20 protein-coding genes and 4 tRNA genes are annotated in these 18,499 nt (G+C 66.4%); 19 read left to right on the top strand and 5 right to left on the bottom strand.

The features are described from left to right. Positions 1 to 829 (bottom strand): alanine/glycine:cation symporter family protein (locus VKI00_RS22780; protein WP_324441502.1); only part of this gene is annotated, 829 nt, incomplete at its 3' end. A gap of 330 nt (positions 830 to 1,159) precedes the next feature. Continuing rightward, positions 1,160 to 2,005 (bottom strand): MPT63 family protein, encoded by an 846-nt coding sequence (locus VKI00_RS22785; protein WP_324441504.1) that lies wholly within the window; start codon positions 2,003 to 2,005, stop codon positions 1,160 to 1,162. A gap of 988 nt (positions 2,006 to 2,993) precedes the next feature. On the opposite strand from VKI00_RS22785, the gene VKI00_RS22790 reads away from it, so the two are divergent. The 3 genes from VKI00_RS22790 to VKI00_RS22800 all read left to right on the top strand — a co-directional run bounded on the left by VKI00_RS22790 (position 2,994) and on the right by VKI00_RS22800 (position 6,004). After that, positions 2,994 to 3,416 (top strand): pyridoxamine 5'-phosphate oxidase family protein, encoded by a 423-nt coding sequence (locus VKI00_RS22790; RefSeq protein ID WP_324441507.1) that lies wholly within the window; start codon positions 2,994 to 2,996, stop codon positions 3,414 to 3,416. 733 nt (positions 3,417 to 4,149) lie between these two features. Continuing rightward, positions 4,150 to 4,335 (top strand): hypothetical protein, encoded by a 186-nt coding sequence (locus VKI00_RS22795; protein ID WP_324441509.1) that lies wholly within the window; start codon positions 4,150 to 4,152, stop codon positions 4,333 to 4,335. A gap of 247 nt (positions 4,336 to 4,582) precedes the next feature. Beyond that, positions 4,583 to 6,004 carry an ATP-binding protein gene (locus VKI00_RS22800; RefSeq protein ID WP_324441539.1) on the top strand — a complete coding sequence of 474 codons (1,422 nt, stop codon included), beginning with the start codon at positions 4,583 to 4,585 and terminating at the stop codon, positions 6,002 to 6,004. On the opposite strand, the gene VKI00_RS22805 is transcribed toward VKI00_RS22800, so the two are convergent. Then, the gene (locus tag VKI00_RS22805; RefSeq protein WP_324441511.1) at positions 5,974 to 6,654 is read right to left on the bottom strand and encodes a response regulator transcription factor; all 681 of its coding nucleotides are present in this window, start codon (positions 6,652 to 6,654) and stop codon (positions 5,974 to 5,976) included. The two genes, VKI00_RS22800 and VKI00_RS22805, sit on opposite strands and share 31 nt — an antisense overlap. Before the next feature lie 102 nt (positions 6,655 to 6,756). On the opposite strand from VKI00_RS22805, the gene VKI00_RS22810 reads away from it, so the two are divergent. The 10 genes from VKI00_RS22810 to VKI00_RS22855 all read left to right on the top strand — a co-directional run bounded on the left by VKI00_RS22810 (position 6,757) and on the right by VKI00_RS22855 (position 15,792). Continuing rightward, positions 6,757 to 7,590 (top strand): phosphatase PAP2 family protein, encoded by an 834-nt coding sequence (locus VKI00_RS22810; RefSeq protein WP_324441513.1) that lies wholly within the window; start codon positions 6,757 to 6,759, stop codon positions 7,588 to 7,590. Beyond that, positions 7,587 to 7,808 (top strand): hypothetical protein, encoded by a 222-nt coding sequence (locus tag VKI00_RS22815; RefSeq protein ID WP_324441515.1) that lies wholly within the window; start codon positions 7,587 to 7,589, stop codon positions 7,806 to 7,808. Before VKI00_RS22810 ends, VKI00_RS22815 begins: the two co-directional genes overlap by 4 nt. A 40-nt stretch (positions 7,809 to 7,848) precedes the next feature. Beyond that, complete coding sequence (locus tag VKI00_RS22820; protein ID WP_324441517.1) at positions 7,849 to 8,457, top strand: hypothetical protein; 609 nt, start codon at positions 7,849 to 7,851, stop codon at positions 8,455 to 8,457. After that, positions 8,457 to 9,128, top strand: coding sequence for an ABC transporter ATP-binding protein (locus tag VKI00_RS22825; RefSeq protein ID WP_324441519.1), 672 nt, complete (start codon positions 8,457 to 8,459; stop codon positions 9,126 to 9,128). The genes VKI00_RS22820 and VKI00_RS22825 overlap by 1 nt, the downstream gene beginning before the upstream one ends. Next, entirely contained in the window at positions 9,128 to 9,859 is a 732-nt protein-coding gene (locus VKI00_RS22830; protein WP_324441521.1) for an ABC transporter ATP-binding protein, read from the top strand. The genes VKI00_RS22825 and VKI00_RS22830 overlap by 1 nt, the downstream gene beginning before the upstream one ends. Beyond that, positions 9,856 to 12,516 (top strand): FtsX-like permease family protein, encoded by a 2,661-nt coding sequence (locus VKI00_RS22835; protein ID WP_324441523.1) that lies wholly within the window; start codon positions 9,856 to 9,858, stop codon positions 12,514 to 12,516. The genes VKI00_RS22830 and VKI00_RS22835 overlap by 4 nt, the downstream gene beginning before the upstream one ends. A 399-nt stretch (positions 12,517 to 12,915) precedes the next feature. Then, on the top strand, positions 12,916 to 14,130 hold the full coding sequence (locus VKI00_RS22840) for a hypothetical protein (protein ID WP_324441525.1): 1,215 nt from the start codon (positions 12,916 to 12,918) through the stop codon (positions 14,128 to 14,130). A gap of 58 nt (positions 14,131 to 14,188) precedes the next feature. Then, positions 14,189 to 14,482 carry a hypothetical protein gene (locus VKI00_RS22845; protein ID WP_324441527.1) on the top strand — a complete coding sequence of 98 codons (294 nt, stop codon included), beginning with the start codon at positions 14,189 to 14,191 and terminating at the stop codon, positions 14,480 to 14,482. Between the two features lie 208 nt (positions 14,483 to 14,690). Beyond that, a complete protein-coding gene (locus tag VKI00_RS22850; RefSeq protein ID WP_324441529.1) occupies positions 14,691 to 14,834 on the top strand; it encodes a hypothetical protein in 144 nt (47 codons plus the stop codon). Between the two features lie 49 nt (positions 14,835 to 14,883). After that, complete coding sequence (locus VKI00_RS22855) at positions 14,884 to 15,792, top strand: tyrosine-type recombinase/integrase (RefSeq protein WP_324441531.1); 909 nt, start codon at positions 14,884 to 14,886, stop codon at positions 15,790 to 15,792. A 95-nt stretch (positions 15,793 to 15,887) separates the two neighbouring features. Here VKI00_RS22855 and VKI00_RS22860 read toward each other — a convergent pair. After that, a tRNA-Val gene (locus tag VKI00_RS22860) sits at positions 15,888 to 15,962 on the bottom strand. 153 nt (positions 15,963 to 16,115) lie between these two features. Between VKI00_RS22860 and VKI00_RS22865 the strand changes: the two genes are divergently transcribed. The 6 genes from VKI00_RS22865 (at position 16,116) to VKI00_RS22890 (ending at position 17,946) form a co-directional block, all read left to right on the top strand. Further along, positions 16,116 to 16,188: transfer RNA gene (locus VKI00_RS22865), tRNA-Gly, on the top strand. A gap of 28 nt (positions 16,189 to 16,216) precedes the next feature. Further along, positions 16,217 to 16,287 (top strand) — tRNA-Cys (locus VKI00_RS22870). 14 nt (positions 16,288 to 16,301) lie between these two features. After that, positions 16,302 to 16,376 (top strand) — tRNA-Val (locus tag VKI00_RS22875). Between the two features lie 117 nt (positions 16,377 to 16,493). After that, a complete protein-coding gene (locus tag VKI00_RS22880) occupies positions 16,494 to 16,877 on the top strand; it encodes a hypothetical protein (RefSeq protein WP_324441533.1) in 384 nt (127 codons plus the stop codon). 157 nt (positions 16,878 to 17,034) lie between these two features. Further along, on the top strand, positions 17,035 to 17,343 hold the full coding sequence (locus VKI00_RS22885) for a hypothetical protein (RefSeq protein WP_324441535.1): 309 nt from the start codon (positions 17,035 to 17,037) through the stop codon (positions 17,341 to 17,343). 444 nt (positions 17,344 to 17,787) lie between these two features. Beyond that, positions 17,788 to 17,946: a hypothetical protein gene (locus tag VKI00_RS22890; protein ID WP_324441537.1), complete on the top strand. Its 159-nt coding sequence runs from the start codon at positions 17,788 to 17,790 to the stop codon at positions 17,944 to 17,946. Positions 17,947 to 17,967: 21 nt separating this feature from the next. Here the strand turns inward: VKI00_RS22890 and VKI00_RS22895 are convergent, their stop codons facing one another. Next, on the bottom strand, positions 17,968 to 18,135 hold the full coding sequence (locus VKI00_RS22895) for a hypothetical protein (RefSeq protein WP_324441538.1): 168 nt from the start codon (positions 18,133 to 18,135) through the stop codon (positions 17,968 to 17,970). Between the last annotated feature and the right edge of the window lie 364 nt (positions 18,136 to 18,499).

Consider the following 18,499-nt stretch of genomic DNA (forward strand, 5'->3'; position numbering starts at 1 on the left):
CGATCATGGTGTCGACGAATACGCCCAGCGACTGGATCAGGCCCTGTTTCACCGGATGCGAGACCGTGGCGGTGGCCGCGACGTTGGGCGCGCTGCCCATACCGGCCTCGTTGGAGAACAGGCCGCGCTTGACGCCGTTGAGCATCGCAGCGGCCACACCCCCGGTGAAACCGCCCGCTATTTCCTTGATTCCGAACGCGCCGCCGATGATCTGCTCGATGACACGCGGCAGGTTCGTGATGTTGACCGCGATGATGACCACCGCCAGGAGCACGTAGGCGACAGCCATGACCGGCAGAACAAACTCAGCCACCCGCGCGACCCTGCGCACCCCGCCGAACAGTACGGGGGCAGCGAGAACCACGAGACCCGCTGTCGTCCAATCCACCTCGATCGCGTGCGATGTCTTCAGCACGTCGCTGATGGCGTTGGCCTGCACCATGTTGAACGCGATTCCGAAGGTGAACACCAGAAGGATCGCGAAGAGGACTCCGCCCGCTCGTGAGCCGAGTCCGCGTTGGATATAGAAGGCTGGGCCGCCACGAAACGTCCCATCGTCTGCGCGGACCTTGAACATCTGCCCGAGCGTCGCCTCGATCAGGGCCGTCGCCATGCCCAACAACGCAACCATCCACATCCAGAAGATGGCGCCCGGACCGCCGACGGTCAGAGCGATCGCGACCCCGGCGATGTTGCCCGTTCCGACCCGCGACGCGAGCCCAACGCAGAAGGCCTGAAACGGGGAGATCCCTCCGTCATGTGTGCGCGACCGCCCGAGCTGGGCGAGCATCCGTCCGAAGTACCGGATCTGGATGAATCTGGTGCGCACCGTGAAGTAGATCCCCGACGGCGACGAGCAGATAACTGAGGACGTGGGTGTAAAGAACCTTGCTGACGGGATCAATCAGCTGTTCCTGGATGAAGTCCACGTGCACTCCCGACCTGAGCAAGCGGTGATCAAGAGATCGTCGCACCTCAGTGCGGGAATTGAGCGCGCCGGCGACAATTTCCTCGCGAACCGCTTCACTGGGCCTCACGGTCGCGCTTCGCCGCCGAGGAGGTCATCCTCGCATGGCTGCGCTCCTCTGGCGGTCCCGTCGTTGACTGCCGCCGCGCAGTGGATTTTCAGCCGCACACCAGCGGCTCCGCCGACGGCAGCTTATGTCCGCCCAGCGGGGTCGCCGCCGGAACCGGCGCTGCCGCCGGTGTTGAGCCCCGTTACACCCGTTGTCGAGCCGGCGGCCGGGTCGCCGCCGGTACCGGCGCTACCGCCAGTGTTAAATCCCGTTACACCCGTACTCGTGCCGGCGGCGGGCATGTTTCCAGAAGGCACGCTCGCCGACGCGGCGGGGGTCGCCGCAGAGGCAGGCGCCGGCGCCGCCGCGGGAGCGGCCGGGGCGGGAGCCGGAGCCGGCGCGGCGGCGGGAGCCGGTGCAGCGGCGGGAGCCGGAGCCGGCGCGGCGGCGGGAGCCGGGGCAGGGGCGGGAGCCGGTGCAGCGGCGGGAGCCGGAGCGGCGGTGTTCGGCCCACCAGCGGTCCAGATCAGGAGGTCTTGAGCCCCGTCGTTGTAGACGACACTGTTGGGGGCCACGCCGGTGACGTCAAAGTAGATCTTGCCGGTCGATTTGGCGCCAGGAAGGAGGCTTGACGGGTTGACGCCCTGCGGTGTCGCCGCATTGTAGAGAGCCCGGTAGGTTTCGCCGTCTGTGGCGCGAGCGTTGAAATTCGAGACGATCGGTGTGACCGAGCCCTGGTCAGCCTCCACGGTGGCAGTGGCTTCGTACAGCCGCCCGGCGACCGGATACGGGACGGCGTCACTGCTGGGGGTGAGGTCGCTGACGGTCCAGCCGGTGACGACGGCGCCGCTGGCGTCGTACAGTTGTTCTCGCGCACCGAACCCGGCCGTCGTGGGATTGGCTGCCGACGCGGTTGCTGCGGCGGCGATGGTGAGGGCCGCCACTGCCAGAGGCGCAGCTGCAGCCGACGCGATGGTGGTTGTCCTCATAATCTGACCTCGTCTCCTCATGCGCTTCATTCGTTAGGTTGGCGCTGCTGGGGTCCACATTGCACGGCTAGCGACTCTATTTGCAAACTGCCGCGTTTTTTGTTGCCGCGGCACGGAGATCGTTTCGGCGCTTCCCTTGGCGCACTTGCCTTTCCGGGTAAATCGCTCAGTGGACACGCCTTCTGGCGCCCCACATTATCTTACGGCTTCGACCGGCTCCATCAAGACCGAAGGGACAGCCATCAGAACTCGTCTGGGCTGGGGCGACGGTTGTAATCCTGGTGTTAACCACTGAGTCAAGCTGATTTTTGCTTGCGTTCAGGTGCTTCGATGAAACCGCGTACCGCAGCGGCGTGCATATGTGGCCGCCCCGATCTGTGCCCCGAGGCCGGCGCGGGCTCCCGCTCGTCTGCACTTGAGGCTCCAGCGAGTCTGCTTCTCCAGGCCAGAACGGCTGTCCCGCAGACAATTAGACGGGTTCAGTGCCGACTACGGCCATGCGGCAGGCCGCCCCTGAGGCGGAGTCCGCGGTCACAACCGATCCTTTGCCTGATTTCGCCCGCTTAGCCGCGCCGATCGCAGAATCGGACGGTGTCTGACCCGGCGTGAGCGTGCAGGGATGTTGTCGCCTGCCGATGCAACCGGGAGCTACCAGCCGCACCCCGGGTTTGCATGTTCAGCTAATGTCACGCCGCTTGCGCGTAGATCCTTCCAGCTGGACCTCGCTCGTATTGGCTGCCAAATCTCGATCAGCCGGTGCGTTCACGCGGCGGGTCGAGTGTACCGGGTTGGAGACCTCTGACCTGCAGTGATGCGAAGTGGTCCCGGCTGGGATCGGAGCACTCGCAAGTCCCCGCAGCCGCCGCGGGAACTTGCCGGCGAGCGTTGCGACGGTCCGGTGTCACCGCTTCAAGCGGCCGTCGTGTACGTGCAGAGATAGGACCTTCGGCCGTGGCGGCCGCCGATGCGCCCGGACGAGAATCGCGTTATGACGCAACGTGAGCTCGAAGACCTCTCACTCGACGAATGCTTCCGGCTGCTCGCTGGCGCACGCGTCGGGCGACTGGTGTATCAAGATGACCTCGGACCCCTCGCCGTGCCCGTCAACTACGCCGTGGCCGGACACGACATCGTCTTCCGCGTCGAGGGTGGCGCGAAACGAGCGGCGATGCAGCAACCGATGGTCGCCTTCGAGGTCGACCACGTCGACGAGGACCGGAAGTTCGGATGGAGCATCCTGGTGCGAGGCGTCGGCGCCGAGGTCGACCTGGAACGGGTTCCTGCGCTGCTGCGAGCGATGGACGGCCACTCCCCGACACCGTGGGCGGCCGGCATCCACAAGGTGTGGCTAAAGATTGTGCCGCAGACCGTCACCGGGCGGCGGCTCGGTGCGGAGCGGCAGTCGTGGTGACAGTTCTGATGCACGGCAGGGGCGGTTCCGATCACGAGCGAATCGCACCGCATGGCTGGCATGTCCTGGGGAGTACGACCACCGCGCGCCGATCAACTGCCCGAACTACTGACTCGATTTGCTACAGGCATTTGGCACGTAGTTGGCACGGGCTTGACAAATCGGCCAAAAGCGGGCTCTGAACTGCGATAACGATGTGTGGTCCCGGCTGGGATCGAACCAGCGACCTTCCGCGTGTGAAGCTGAAGCGAAGTCACAAGCGAGACGTTTGTGCTGGTCAAACTGGACGAATTGGACCGATCGTGATGGTTGAGAGCACGCAATATGAACGGCGTAGCGGGTGTGGAGCGGATGAAAACGAACCCGTGATCGGTTGGCACAGGCCGATGGTGCGACCCGGCACGATGCGAATTCTATTGGCGTGTAAGCGGAGGTGTCGGGAAGCCCGACTGTCGTCATCGTTGTAGTCAGAAATAGCCCAACTCGACCGCGTGTTGGTCGACGCCCGCGCTCATGCGGAAACAAGCGCACGCGGCGGCGTTCGGGCGCCCGCCAGCGCGATCGAGGTCGGCGCCTGACGTCTCGACGCCGGCAGCGCCACCCAGGAGACGCCACCGATGATCCATCGCAACCGCAACCAGTCCGGCACGCGCGATCTGAACCCGATGGCGCTCGCCATTCGTATACACAGTTTGGGTGCGCCGAGGGCGCGCACCTGGAACAGAGCGTGGTCATGAAGCGCAAGCTCTTCGCCGTAACCTGTCTGGCCGGCCTCATCATCGCCGGCGCCGCGGCGGTGGCATACACCGCACCGAACCCCAGCGAATCGGGACCGTCACTGTCGGATTCGACGACGACCTCGACGACACCAACGACATCAGCCAACGCCCCGAGACCTCCGGTGCATTCGGGCTACTGACCTGAGCAGGCGTCGCCGGTCGGCCGGGGTCGAGTCCTAACTGCATGCAGGTCGGTGATCACGATGGCGACCACGCTGATTACAGATGACGGTCAGCCAGCAGACCCAGGGGATGTACCTCGGTGGGCGGAACTGGACGAGCAAAGACGTTCACGGGTCGGTCATGCATATTCGGACACGATGTGTGCTCAGCGATTTCACAACGGCGGCGTGTGAGGATGACGGTCACGCCCGAACCGGGGAGGTCATGATCGTCAGCTGGCTCAACCCGATGCGCGTGAGCGTGCGGACCCGGTCGACGGTTGCCGCCGCGGTGGTGATGACCGTTTGTCTTGCCATCGCCGGTGGTGTCCTGCTGCTGGTGCTGTACCGATCGCTGGAGACCGCCGCTCAGAAAGCGGCCGCGGCCCGCGCCGAGCAGATCAGTCAACAGCTGCAGACCGATTTGCCCAGGGAGGTGGACCCGTCGTTGTTGGTGACCGACAGCCAGGTCGGTGCGGTGCAGATCGTCGATGTTGCCGGGACGGTGTTGGCCGCCTCCAACGGTGCTCCCCGATCACCGCTGGTGACCGTGTCGTTGAGCAACGGGCAGGCGCGCAGCGTCGACCGGGTCGAGGATCCTGCCACCGGGTCCGATTATTGGGTGTCGGCCCGCGCGGCCGCTGTTCCTGGAGGGACGGTCACCATCCTGGTCGGCGCGGACCGAGAACCCGTCGAATCCGTGGTGACAAGGGTGGGGGCCCTTTTGGCGTTCGGTTGTCCCGTCATCGTCGCGTTAGTGGCTGTGGGTACCTACCGGCTGGTCGGGGCGGCGTTAGGGCCGGTCGAGGCGATCCGTGCCCGGGTGGCCTCGATCTCGAGCACTGACCTCGCCCAACGCGTACCGGTACCAGGTACCCGCGACGAGATCGCCGATCTTGCCACCACGATGAACGCCATGCTCGCCCGACTCGAACGTGGCCGGGCCGCCCAACACCGCCTGGTCAGCGACGCCTCCCATGAACTGCGCAGTCCGCTGGCCACGATCACAACCGCTCTGGAGTTGGCATCGGGGCGGCCCGATCTCATCGACAACGACCTGATCGACGAGTCGTTGCTGCCCGAGGCCCACCGTATGCATCAGCTTATCGAGGATCTGCTGTTGCTGGCGCGCTCGGATGAAGGTGCGATGGAGCTGCGGCGCGACGACGTCGACCTCGACGACCTTCTCCAAGCGGAAGGCAGCCGGCTACGCGGAATGGGATCAATCCACGCGGTAATCCATATCGAGGCGTGCCGCACTGTCGGCGACCCCGCCGCATTGGCCCGGGTGATCCGCAATCTTGTCGACAACGCCGTGCGGCACGCGTCGAGCACGGTCACCCTGGACTGTCGCCCGGAGTCCGGTCACGCCGTCATCACGGTCGCCGACGACGGACCGGGCATCCCGGCCGAGGACCGGGCGCGCATCTTCGAACGATTTGTTCGCCTGGACCCCGCCCGCACCCGATCGTCGGGGGGATCGGGCCTCGGCCTGTCCATCGTCGAGGAGATCGTGCGGTCCCACCACGGCACCGTCGCGGTAGGCGACGCGGCCCAGGGTGGCGCGGTGTTCACCCTGACACTGCCACTGGGACAACAGGATTCGGCGAGTGGAGGTCAGGATTCGGCATCGGAGAGGAGACGATAGCCGACACCGCGCACCGTTTCGATGGTCACGACCCCGAACGGTGCGTCGATCTTGCGCCGCAGATAGCCGACATACACCTCGACGACGTTGTCGTCGCCCTCATAGTTCGAGTCCCACACCGCCCGCAGGATTTCTGACTTGGTGACCACATCTCCCTTGTTGCGTAGCAGAAACTCAAGCACCCCGTACTCACGCGGAGTCAGGGTGAGCACCGTCTGGCCGCGAGTCACTCGTCGGCGGGCGGGATTCAGGGACAGGCTGCCCGCGGTCAGCACCGTCGGGCGTTCGGGGGCGCCGCGCCGCAGCAGGGCGCGCAGTCGCGCCACCAGCACCACGAAGGAGAACGGTTTGGTCAGGTAATCGTCGGCGCCGATGTCGAACGCGTCGGCCAGGTCGTATTCGCCGTCCTTGGCCGAGAGCATCAGCACCGGTGTCCACACCTGACGGGTCCGCAGCTCGCGCAGCACCTGGTATCCGCTCAGCCCGGGCAGCATGATGTCGAGCACCACCACGTCGAAATCCCCGGTGGCCGCTGCGGCCAAGCCGTCCACACCGTCGTGTTCGACGTCGACGACGAAACCCTCGGCGACCAGGCCACGACGCACCGTCTCGGCCAGTCTGGATTCGTCCTCGACCAGCAGAACGCGCACGACGCCCTCCAACCCCGGCCAATCGGCCCGATGAAACCAGTAGAGCAGAGTCCTGATCGGCTTCTCAGCGTCCCCTCAGCACCCGATGGCCAGGCTGTATCCATGTCCCATGTCAGATCCGCCGTGCGCGAGGCAGTTGCGGACGTAGTCACCAACACGGCCACCGCGGGCTTGCTGGTCACCGCACTCATCGCCGCAGCCTTGCTGCTCGGCGCCCAAACATTGCCTTATCACCGGTACGCCGCCGCGGGGCTGCGGGTCGCGGGACTGCTTACGACCCTGACAGCGCTGACGATCGGGGTGCAGGGTCACGGCTGGGTGGCTGGCGCGGACGCAGCGACCACGTCCTGGTTTGTTGCACACCGATCCGCGGGGTTTGATGTAGCCGCATTGGTCATCACCGATCTCGCCAGCCCGGTCGGGACCACCGTTGTCGCTGTGATGTGCGGGGCGCTGCTGTCCTGGCGGGCTCGTTCGATTGTCCCGGGCGGCGTCGTCATCGGTACCGTCGCGGCCGCGGCGCTGGCCAGCACCGCACTCAAGGCGATTGTCGGTCGTTCCCGGCCCCCGCTGGAGCTGCAACTCATCCTGGAGACCGATCATTCGTTTCCGTCCGGTCATGTCACCGGCACCGCCGCACTGCTCGGCGTCATCGCGGTATGCGCCGGAACCGGATGCCGGCCCGCCGTCCGGGCCTGGCTGGCGGCCGGTGTGGTCACCGCTGTGCTGGCCATCGCTGCCAGCCGCCTCTACCTGGGTGTGCACTGGCTCACCGACGTCACCGCCGGGGCGATCCTTGGCGCAGCGTTCGTGGTCGCCGGCGCCGCCGTATACGGTGCCCTACACCCTCGACCGGCCCCAGACGAGACGCCGCCATCCGTCCGCCGCGGCGCCGGTGACGGCGCACCGATGAGCGCGCTCGGCCGGGAATCATGACCCCCGACGCGCTGATCGCGACGTTCGGGCTGCCCGGACTGCTCAGCGCGGTGTTCGCCGAAACCGGGCTTCTGTTTGGGTTCTTCCTGCCCGGCGACTCGCTGCTGTTCACTGTCGGAGTCCTAACGGCGCAGATGCACCCCGCCGTTCCGCGGTGGCTGCAGCTATTCACCGTCCCCGCCGCGGCCCGAAAGACCGTGACGATCAGCGTTCGGTAACCGCGCGCGGATCTGTGAACCGCACTATTGAGAGGAACCCATGAAAAACGCCGCACGCAGCTTGTCGGTTGCCACGGCGATCGTGGCGGTCGTGGCGGTGCTGGCCGGGTGCGGAACCAAGGGAAGCGCGCCGGCCGGCTCGGCCACCGCGAGCGGCCCGGTCACGACCGTGTCCGAGAGCAACCCTGCTGGCGACATTCCGGACAACCAGGCGTTCGTCCCGTTCACCCCGCCCGGAGGCCTGTTCACGGTGTCGGTGCCCGAAGTGTGGGCCCGCACCACTGAGGGCGCCGCGACCATCTTCACCGACAAATTGAACACGGTGCGTATCGAGACGTACCCCAGCGCCGCCGCCCCCAACACCGAGTCAGTCGGTGTCGACGAACTGCCGGTGATCGCGTCGTCCACCCCTGGCTACCGCCCGGGGACTGTCAGTGCGGTTCAACGCAAGGCCGGCGAGGTCATACTGATCACCTATCAGGGCATCTCACCGCCGAACCCGGTCACCGGCAAAGCCGCGAAAGACGACGTCGAACGTTACGAGTACTGGCATGACGGCCAGGAAGTGATCTTGACGCTGTCCGGGCCGGTCGGCGCCGACAACGTGGACCCGTGGCGGATCATCACCGACTCGCTGCAATGGAAGTGATGACCGAGCTAGCCCCATCGCCCGCGTTGGAAGCCCGCTCGCTGTACCGGTTCTACCGCGCTGGCGACGAAGAAACCCTAGCGCTCCAAGGGGTCTCGTTAACCGTGCAGCGCGGCGAATTCGTCGTCGTCACCGGCCCCTCCGGTTCAGGCAAATCGACGCTGCTGGCGTGTCTGGCCGGAATGGACAACCCCGACGGCGGCAGCGTGCGCGTCGAGGGCCAGCAGATCAGCCACCGACCCGAACCCGAGCAAGCGAGGATCCGGGCGCGTCACATCGGCATGCTGTTTCAGAACTCGAACTTGTTCGCGCACCTCTCGGTTGCCCAGAACCTGGCGCTGGTGCGTTCCCTGGGGGGGCGCGTCCACATTGATCAACCCGACGTGCTGAGCCAGCTCGGCCTGACGGACCGGGCGGCCGCCTACCCTGGCGAGCTTTCCGGAGGCGAACTGGCCCGCGCCGGGCTGGCGATTGCGCTGGCCAATGCTCCGGCTGCGCTGCTCGCCGACGAACCCACCGGTGAGTTGGACAGCGTCACCGAATCACGGGTCCTCGACCACTTGTCCGACGCCGCCGCCCGCGGGACCGCGATCCTCGTCGCCAGCCATAGTCCGGCGGTCGCCGCCGCTGCGGAACGCGTTGTGCGGCTCGACGACGGGCGGGTGTGTTGATGGGCACCCATCCCGGCGAGCAGGAAACCCTCGCCGACGACATGGCCACACCGTCGGCCGTCGTCGAATGCACCGGTGTGAGCCGCACCTTCGGTTCCGGCGTTAATGCGGTGCACGCCGTCCGTGAGGTGAGCTGCCGAATACCACCGTCGGCCCGGATCGCCCTGACCGGACCATCCGGATCGGGAAAGTCCACGCTGCTGCATCTGATCGCCGGACTCGACGTCCCCACCGCCGGATCGGTGCGGTGGCCCGCACTCGGGGACGGCCGGAGCGGGCGTCCGACCGGAATCGGCGTGGTGTTTCAGGGCCCGAGCCTGTTGCCCAGCCTCGATGTGACCGAGAATGTCGCTCTCCCCCTGCTGTTCGCTGGGCAGGCCGATGACACGGCGATGCGTGACGCTCGCGCAGCGCTCGACCTGGTCGGGGTCGGCGACCTGAATGCCAAACTGCCCGACGAACTGTCGGGAGGCCAGTCGCAGCGGGTTGCTATCGCGCGGGTGCTGGCGGCCCGCCCAACCGTGATCCTCGCCGATGAACCCACCGGGAAACTGGACCATCAAACCGCCGAGCGGGTCATCACCATCCTGCTGGACACCGCGATCGCGATCGGCGCCGTGGTGATGATCGCCACCCACGACCCCGTCGTCGCCGCCCGGCTGCCCGACCGATGGGTGATGCGCGACGGCCACCTCGACACCCACCCCGACATCGATCGAAGCATCACGTGATCGCGACATGGACGCTCGGGCTGCTGCGGCGCCGGCGGGGGAGGCTTGCCGCGACGGTCGCCGGTATCGCCGCCGCGGTCGCACTCGTGGCCTGCCTGGGCAGTTTCCTTGCCGCCGCGCAGGGCTCGATGACGGCCCGCGCGATCCGCAGCGTGACCGTCGACTGGCAGGTCGAAGTCCAGCCCGGTGCCCAACCATCCACCGTCTTGAGCACGGTTCAGTCCGCACCCGGCGTACACGCGGCGCTGCCGGTCGGTTTCGCTCACTCCAGCGGATTGATCACACAAACCGGTGGAAGCACTCAAACCACCGGCCCGGCAATGGTATTGGGCATCCCGCCGAACTACCGCGAGCAGTTCCCGGGCGCCATCCGCACCCTCGTCGGCGCCGATAGTGGGGTTCTGATCGCCCAGCAAACCGCCGCCAATCTGCATGTGGCGCCCGGCGACACCGTCCACATCGGGAGGGCAGGCATGGCGGGGGTCGACGTGGTGGTCGACGGCGTGGTCGACCTGCCCCAGGCGGACTCGCTGTTCCAGAAGGTCGGCGCTCCCGTCGGCGCCCAGCCGGTCGCACCGCCCGACAACGTGCTGATCCTCGGCCAAACGCAGTGGCATAGTGTGTTCGACCCGCTGTCGGCCCTGCGGCCCGATCTGCTCAGCACCCAGATCCACACCGCGATCGACCACGCGCTGCCGCCCGATCCGGGGTCGGCCTACACGCAGGTCACTGCCGCGGCGCACAACCTTGAGGCCCGAAGCGGCGGCGGCGCACAGGTCGGCGACAACCTCGGCGGCGCGCTCGGCGCCGCGCGCAGTGACGCCGCATACGCCCGGGTGTTGTTCTTGTTCCTCGGCTTGCCCGCCGGCGTCCTGGCAGGCCTGTTGACCGCCACCGTCGTCGCCGCGGGCGCCGACCGCCGACGTCGGGACCAGGCCCTGCTGCGGGCCCGCGGCGCAACGCGGCGCCAATTGCTGTGGATCGCCGCAGCTGAGGCCGCCGTGGCCGGGATCCTCGGCAGCGCCGTCGGGCTCGTCGCAGCCGCACTGGTCAGCCTGGTCACCTTCGGGTCCCCCAGCCTTGGTGCCGACGCCCGCACTGCGATGGGCTGGGCCGCGGCCTCGGCTGCTGTGGGGATGGGGATCGCGGCCGCGGCGGTGCTGGCCCCGGCCTGGCGGGATCCGCGCGAGTCCACGATCATCACGGCGCGTGCCGACGTGCGGCGAACCCGACCCCCGCGCTGGACCCGCTCCGGTCTGGACATCGTGGCTCTCGCGGTGTCGGGGGTGCTGTTCTGGCTGGCCGGGCGCACCGGATATCAGATCGTCCTCGCTCCGGAAGGTGTTCCGACAATCTCGGTGTCGTACTGGGCGTTCGTCGCGCCTGCCCTGTTGTGGATCGGCGCAGCCCTGCTGGTGTGGCGTCTCAGCGACGTGCTCCTGGGCCGCGGCTGGGCGGTTGCCGCCCGAGTGTTGCAGCCGGTGGCCGGGTCGTTGTCGCGCATCGTCGCCCACTCGCTGTCCCGGCAGCGGGCGCCGCTGGCCCGCGCGATTGTCTTGTTGGCACTTGCGCTGGCCTTCGCCGCATCCACCGCGACGTTCAACGCCACCTACCGGGCCCAGGCCGAAGTCGACGCCCAACTCACCAACGGCGCCGATGTCACCGTCACCGAAGCCCCCGGCAGCGCCGTGTCAGCCGGCGCGGCAGCACAGCTCGCCGCCATACCCGGGGTGCGGTCCGTGGAACCGATCCAGCACCGCTTCGCCTACGTCGGAACCGACCTTCAGGATCTCTACGGCGTGAGCCCGACCACCATCACCAGCGTCACCGCGTTGCAGGACAACTACTTTCAGGGCGGCACCGCCGAGCAGTTGATGCACAAGCTCGCGGCACAGCCCGACTCCCTTTTGGTCAGCGCCGAAACGGCCAACGACTTCGAACTTCGTCCCGGCGACACCGTCAACCTGCGCATCCAAGACGCCCGCACCCACCAACTCACCGCCGTGGGATTCCACTACATCGGAATCGTCACCGAATTCCCCACCGCACCCAAAGACAGCTTCTTGGTGGCCAACGCCGGCTACATCGCCCAACACACCGGCAGCGACGCCGTCGGAGCCTTCCTCGTCGACACCGGCGGGCGCGACACCACCGCCGTCGCCGATGGGATCAGAACAGCCGTCGGCACATCGGCGACGGTCACCGACATCGCCACCACCCGCGGCAGCGTCGGATCGAGTCTGACCGCGGTCAGCCTGGCCGGCCTCACCCGAATCGAACTCGGCTTCGGGCTGTGCCTGGCCGCCGCGTCCGGGGGCCTGGTCCTCGCCCTCGGACTCACCGAGCGACGGCGCAGCTTCGCTATCGCCAATGTGCTCGGAGCGACCCGCCGCCAACTGCGGTCCTTTGTGCTGGCCGAGGCCGCGATCCTCATCGCGTGCGGCCTCGCCGCCGGGGCCGCCCTCAGCTGGGCGCTGTCGCGGATGCTGGTAGGCGTACTCACCGGCGTCTTCGACCCGCCACCCGCAGCGCTGTCGGTGCCATGGGTATATCTCGCCGCGACCGCGGCCACGATCGCCGTAGCGATCGGTGCGGTATCAGCAGCCACCGTCCGCCTCGCCCGACGGTCCCCGCTGACGGTGCTGAGCGAGCTATGAATCGCGCGCTGGCCATGCAGGGTCATCTGCGCGGCCAGTAAGCGATCCGTGCCGTCCGCGGCGAACGGTTGAGGACTGACGGCCTGCACGGGGCCGCCCGGCGCCCCAGGGGCCAGGCAGTGACCAGCCCGGCTCCATGCGGTGATGAACAGCGATGTTGATCGCGGGTTTGGCGTAGCTGAGGGCTGTCGCCGAGATGCGGCGTGCGGGGCCCGACACGGCGTGATGCCTCTAGCGTCTCGCTTGGGTAGCTGGCCCGCACGTCCGGGTGTGTTCGGGATTCATGCCGCTCTCGTAATGCGGCCGTGACGGAACTCTCAGCGTGGCTTCAGCCACGTGTCTCTAGGGTCGGGCGTTGTGACCGAAACAACGAGATCCGAGGCCGTCGAACCCCAGCGCATGCTGCTGAGCAAGGTGCCCGAGGTCACGGTGTGGTTCTGGATCATCAAGATCCTGTGCACGACCGTGGGTGAGAGCTTCGCCGACTGGATCAACATGACTTTGGGTGTCGGTCTGAACGCGACCGCCCTCATCTTCACCGTGGTACTTGCCGCGGTGCTGGGGTGGCAGTTGCGCCTCAGCCGCTACGTGCCGTTCGTCTACTGGCTGGCGGTCGTCGTGCTCAGCGTGACTGGCACGCTCTACACCGACATCCTCACCGATGATCTGGGCGTTCCGCTCGCCGTGAGCACGAGCGTCTTCGCGGCCCTCCTGGCCATAGTCTTCGGCGTCTGGTTCGCCCGCGAGCGGACCCTGTCGATCCACAGCATCGTCACGCGGCCGAGAGAGTTGTTCTATTGGCTCGCAGTTCTGGTCACGTTCGCCCTGGGTACAGCAGCTGGTGACTGGATACTGAAGCTGACCGGTTGGGGACCGGGTACGTCGGTGATCCTGCCGGCTGGCCTGATCGTCTCGATCGTGATCGGCTGGCGGCTGGGCGCGAACTCCGTGCTGTCGTTCTGGCTCGCTTACATTCTGACCCGCCCGCTGGGCGCGAACCTCGGCGACTGGTTCGCGTCCCCGTCGAGCGAACGGGGCCTCGGGTTTGGTACCGCGCTCACCAGCGCGATCTTCCTCACCGCGATCATGGTTACGGTCGTGTACCTCACGCGCACCCGCGGTGACGTAATCGAAGAGTACGACCGGACCCACACGCCGATCGTGACCACCAATCCGACTCGCGAGCGGATCATGCTCGGGTACTACGCCGTAGTCGCTGTGGCCACCGGCGCCCTGCTCACGTGGGCCGCCGGGCAGCCGCACGCAACCGCGACGGCGAGCGAGGAGGAAACGGGCCCGGCGCCCGTGACCACGACGCTCACCCCAGGTCAGGCGACGGCCCGTTTCCCGCCGGAGGAGGTAGCGAAGTTCCGCACCATCGCTCAGGACACGCTGTCGAAGGTGCGGGCCGGCGACCAGACTGGCGCAACCGCCCGGATCAAGGACCTCGAAACCGCGTGGGACGACGGCGAGGCAACCCTTCGGCCCATGGACGAAACCGCCTGGCACGTCCTCGACGGTCGGATCGACAGCGTCCTCAAGTCGTTGCGGGCCAGCAAACCCGACCCCACCATTGAGGCGCAGACCCTCACCGCACTGTTGACCTCACTTTAGTTTTAGTGAGGCAACCGAAAGCACACGCGTGGCGTACCGACTCCCATCGCCGCGTGTTGTGCGACCCCTCGTCGACAAGGCGATCTTCGATCTGGAGGGCGACCCGGGCTACGACCTCGCCGCCCTCCGCCAAGACCAGGAGGCCCAGCGCCAGGCCCTGCGCGACCAGCCCCCGCAGTACGACATGAATAGCCGCGATGCTGCGCAGCGGGAACCGTCCTATCCGCGCGAGCTGTTCATGCGCGCCGTTGTCCAAGGCATCGCATCGTGCATCGACTACGACAAAGCACCACGTGCCGCTGGACCACCCGGCGCGCAACAAATTTCGGCAGAGAGGGAGAAAGGGCAGTGACCATGACGTCGCGATGGACGAAGTGCTGACGGCGGGTGAGGTGTCGCGGATGACCGGCATCCCGGTGTCCACGTTGCATGATTGGGCGGCGAAACGGGAACGAGGGATGGAGTCGCCGGGTCCGCGTCACTGCAGGCTGTCGTCTCGACATCGGCGTTGGATGCGCGCTGATGTTGCGGAATGGCTTGCTGCAGCCCGGTATTGAGCGATGACTATTCGCAGGCGTGAAGCCAAGTCCGGTATGCGCTGGGACGTCGAGTGGTTGCTACCGGACGGGACGAAGCGATCAAAGACATTCAAGACGTTGCGCGCCGCGAAGCTGTTCGACGGGGGAACTGCGATCGGCTCGTGAGGACGGAGAAACGGTCGATCCGCGCGGCGGCAAGACCGAGCTGCGTGTGGTGTACAAAAGCTGGCTCGCTTCCCGACCTGATCTGTCACCAAAGGTGCGCCGCGGCTACCAGGACAACTGGCGGTTGCGAATCGAACCGAAGTTCGGCAACTGGCCGATCGGGCGAATCTTGCGAGAGAACATCCAGGAATGGGTTAACGAAATGACCGCCGCGGGTCTCGGACCGCGCACTGTGCGCTGGACTCACAGCGTCCTGCGGATGACGCTGGACCACGCCCTCGCCGACAACAAGCTGCGCGGCAATAATCCCGCCTCAAATGTCCGATTCCCGGCGATGCGTGAGACCAGCCACGTGTATCTGACCGCAGTGGAAGTGGCGAAGCTGGCTGAACTGTGCGACACGGCAACGGACAAAGACTCGCGCGCCACGAACCAGGGTGACGTGGTTTTGATCCTCGCTTACACCGGACTGCGGTTCGGAGAACTGACGGGACTCAATGTCGAAGATGTGGATCTGGGGGCGCGGCGTATCCGTGTTCGGAGGTCGATCACACAACTGTCTGGACGACTAGTTGAGGGACCGCCAAAAAGCCGCGCGGGCCGTCGTAACGTGCCGATCCCGCAAAGGCTGGCGCCGATCCTTCAACGGCGAATCGAGGGACGCACGGCGGGTGAGCCGGCAATCACTTCACCCAAGGGCTCGCGGCTCGGAATCGAAAACTGGAAGCGCGCCGTAGGCTGGCGGACCAGGATCGCCGAACTCGGGCGTCCGACCATGCGCGTGCACGATCTGCGGCATACCTACGCGTCGCTGGCTCGCTCAGCCGGTGCCGACATGAAACTGCTGCAAACGACAATGGGCCACGCATCGATCATGGTGACCGCACACACCTACGCAGACCTCTACGACTCCGACCTCGATCGGGTGGCGGATGCGCTCGATGGACTGGGAGGCTGACCGTGATGGCGGATAAACGGCGGATAACCGCGGTGATTTCTGGCCGAGCTGCAGGCCGCTCCGACAATCACAAGCCAGTGACCTGGTGATTCTCCTGGTGGTCCCGGCTGGGATCGAACCAGCGACCTTCCGCGTGTGAAGCGGACGCTCTCCCACTGAGCCACGGGACCGACGCCGAGCGGCGAACCGAGGCGCCAGACTAACACGGGCTGGCATTTCCCCAGAATGCGCTGGCCGCGAACGGACATCAAGGGATTTGTGCCGCTACGCTGGGGTGGACTATCGTCGTCCTTCGCGACGGGCGACGATGTCCTTTATGGCGCGCGGATGTAGCGCAGTTGGTAGCGCATCACCTTGCCAAGGTGAGGGTCGCGGGTTCGAATCCCGTCATCCGCTCGAAGGTGCAGTGGCATCAACCCCAAGCGGTGGAGTGGCCGAGTGGTGAGGCAACGGCCTGCAAAGCCGTGCACACGGGTTCGATTCCCGTCTCCACCTCGTTTCGAGGCTCGGCGCGATTAGCTCAGCGGGAGAGCGCTTCCCTGACACGGAAGAGGTCACTGGTTCAATCCCAGTATCGCGCACCAGTGTTTATGCAGCTCAAAGGCAGTTTCTGAGGTTCTCACCGGGTCTCGTGCCCAATACGTGCCCAATGAAGTCGGCGGCTCGGATCGCGATCGCGACACCGAGGAGATTTGTCAGGTATGACCGCCTACACCGTCCCCGGCCGCAGCCCGCATACCCGCCGCGCCGTTACTTTCTTCTGGTCCACACTGATCGCCGCCACGGCCGCATCGGTGGCCGGCAACATCGCCCACACCATGCTGGCTACACAAGGCCACGCCGCGATCGCCGCCACTGCGGCGATTGTTCCGCCGGCCGTCCTGCTCGGCTCAACGCACGGTGTTGCGCTTCTGGTGCGCACCCGCACGGTCGGCGCGACGTACTGGTGTGCGCTCAGGTCGTCGCGGCCGGCGGCCTGGGGACCCGTTGCCGGCAGTCCACGCGGCGTCAGCTCGGCTCAGCGTAGTAGCCGATGTGCCGACAATCCCGGAGAGGCACTACGTGAGCTGCGCCGGCGGGCCTAAGCTTTTTGTGCCGAGCGGAAGCCGACCCGAACCCGAGGGGGCAGACCTGAGGAATCTCATCGCCGTACCGGTCCTGGCAGGTGGATTGATCGCAGCGCTGATCACTCCTGCCGGTACTGCATCGGCCTTTTGCGACGCGGCGGACTGTGTTCCGAACGTGACGCGCAACGTCGTCGAGGGCACGCCCTGCGTTCCTCAACCGCTGTACGACTTTGGCCTGGACTCCAACTCCAGGACGTTCGTGTGTGCCACGACGGGCGCTTGGCTACCGGCCGGATCCCTGGTCGGTCTGCGCGAAGTCGCGCTGCCGTGCGACGCGGTAAACGAGTCGGCGCAGGACCCCAACGGGATCCCGTTGATCTGCGCACAGATAAACGCCAGCTTGCGGTGGGCGAACCGCGCCGATACACCGGGGCCGCCGCGGTGCGTCAGCGCGGCATTCGGATGTCTTTTCGGACGGGCTTGAGTCCGGTCGTCCGAAAAGGTGAGCCGATGACCGCGTTGCCGGCCGGGTCGATGACGCTGGCCTCTGCGCGGCCTTGGATGCGGCTTGACCGACGCAAATATATTGGCATATAGGAACTTCCGGTGCTCGGCGTCGTGACGGCTCCTGCTACCGTATTGATTCGCCCCGACGGATATGTGGCCTGGCGACGGTGGCGCGGATCACTGAAACGACGAAACGACTGGAGACTGTTCGAAGATCGCCGAAGGGGCAACCGATGACTTGGACGGGGCGCTAGCAACCCAAAGGACGCGAACCCACCAAACCATCCTGGGATGATCTGTCAGCGTTCCTGACCCTGATGCAGATCGCGCGACTGCGAATGTTGGAATCGGCGTCGACACTCACGACGGAAGCCGCCCGCAAGTCACGGCTATCCACAGCCGTATTCATGAGCGAGAACCGATGACACTCACCACGCGGATACGGTTCACCGCACCGATCGACCCCCGCATGGTATGGGCGAAGGCCTGCGAGGTTGTCAACGCCCCGGAGGGTCCACGTTCCGGCGGGCCCTATCTGTACCGCACCATCGTGGGCGCCGAGGATTGCGCCCACGGCTGACACCTTCGACCGTGAAGGTGATTAGTGCGCGTGACTCGGCGAAGCGACTCCGGGGTTGTCCTCGGTTAACTGGCCTTCGCTGGGCGCGCCGGGGGCGGCTACCTCGGGGCCACCGGCTACCTGGGGACCACCGAGCACGGTGCCACCCGGTGCCACCTCGGGGACGCATTCGAGGGTGCCGGGGTCCATGGTTAAGCCTTCGCCGCACTCGTTTGGGCGACATTGCGCGGCGCAGAATGGGGCGCTGGGCCGGCGAAGGCGGCCATCGGCGCGGCGAGGACCGCAAGTACCAATCCACCCGCAAAGATCAATTGTCGTGCTGGCATTTCAAAGGATCCCATCTCCACGCCTCCCTTTTGGACAAACGAGCAGCGCAGGTGACCCTTGATCAAACCGCACCCGTGCCGGCTTTGACTGCCCAGCCCGATCCCAGCCACTGATACGCGACGTGCTGAGGGATGTCGGCGACGTCGCCCGGGGCGTAGACGGTGCCCGCGTGGACCGCCTGAATATGCGGCTTTACAACAACTTTCACGGTTATGACTCCAGTTCG

The organism is Mycobacterium sp. (genome assembly GCF_035314665.1).
In the GTDB taxonomy this organism is placed as follows: domain Bacteria; phylum Actinomycetota; class Actinomycetes; order Mycobacteriales; family Mycobacteriaceae; genus Mycobacterium.

What these genes read in the sequence shown, in the direction of transcription:
- VKI00_RS22785 (WP_324441504.1), bottom strand. Translation starts at nt 2,005, where the DNA reads ATGAGGACAACCACCATCGCGTCGGCTGCAGCTGCGCCTCTGGCAGTG.
- VKI00_RS22790 (WP_324441507.1), top strand. Translation starts at nt 2,994, where the DNA reads ATGACGCAACGTGAGCTCGAAGACCTCTCACTCGACGAATGCTTCCGG.
- VKI00_RS22795 (WP_324441509.1), top strand. Translation starts at nt 4,150, where the DNA reads ATGAAGCGCAAGCTCTTCGCCGTAACCTGTCTGGCCGGCCTCATCATC.
- VKI00_RS22800 (WP_324441539.1), top strand. Translation starts at nt 4,583, where the DNA reads ATGATCGTCAGCTGGCTCAACCCGATGCGCGTGAGCGTGCGGACCCGG.
- VKI00_RS22810 (WP_324441513.1), top strand. Translation starts at nt 6,757, where the DNA reads ATGTCCCATGTCAGATCCGCCGTGCGCGAGGCAGTTGCGGACGTAGTC.
- VKI00_RS22815 (WP_324441515.1), top strand. Translation starts at nt 7,587, where the DNA reads ATGACCCCCGACGCGCTGATCGCGACGTTCGGGCTGCCCGGACTGCTC.
- VKI00_RS22820 (WP_324441517.1), top strand. Translation starts at nt 7,849, where the DNA reads ATGAAAAACGCCGCACGCAGCTTGTCGGTTGCCACGGCGATCGTGGCG.
- VKI00_RS22825 (WP_324441519.1), top strand. Translation starts at nt 8,457, where the DNA reads ATGACCGAGCTAGCCCCATCGCCCGCGTTGGAAGCCCGCTCGCTGTAC.
- VKI00_RS22830 (WP_324441521.1), top strand. Translation starts at nt 9,128, where the DNA reads ATGGGCACCCATCCCGGCGAGCAGGAAACCCTCGCCGACGACATGGCC.
- VKI00_RS22840 (WP_324441525.1), top strand. Translation starts at nt 12,916, where the DNA reads ATGCTGCTGAGCAAGGTGCCCGAGGTCACGGTGTGGTTCTGGATCATC.
- VKI00_RS22850 (WP_324441529.1), top strand. Translation starts at nt 14,691, where the DNA reads ATGACTATTCGCAGGCGTGAAGCCAAGTCCGGTATGCGCTGGGACGTC.
- VKI00_RS22880 (WP_324441533.1), top strand. Translation starts at nt 16,494, where the DNA reads ATGACCGCCTACACCGTCCCCGGCCGCAGCCCGCATACCCGCCGCGCC.
- VKI00_RS22890 (WP_324441537.1), top strand. Translation starts at nt 17,788, where the DNA reads ATGACACTCACCACGCGGATACGGTTCACCGCACCGATCGACCCCCGC.
- VKI00_RS22895 (WP_324441538.1), bottom strand. Translation starts at nt 18,135, where the DNA reads ATGGACCCCGGCACCCTCGAATGCGTCCCCGAGGTGGCACCGGGTGGC.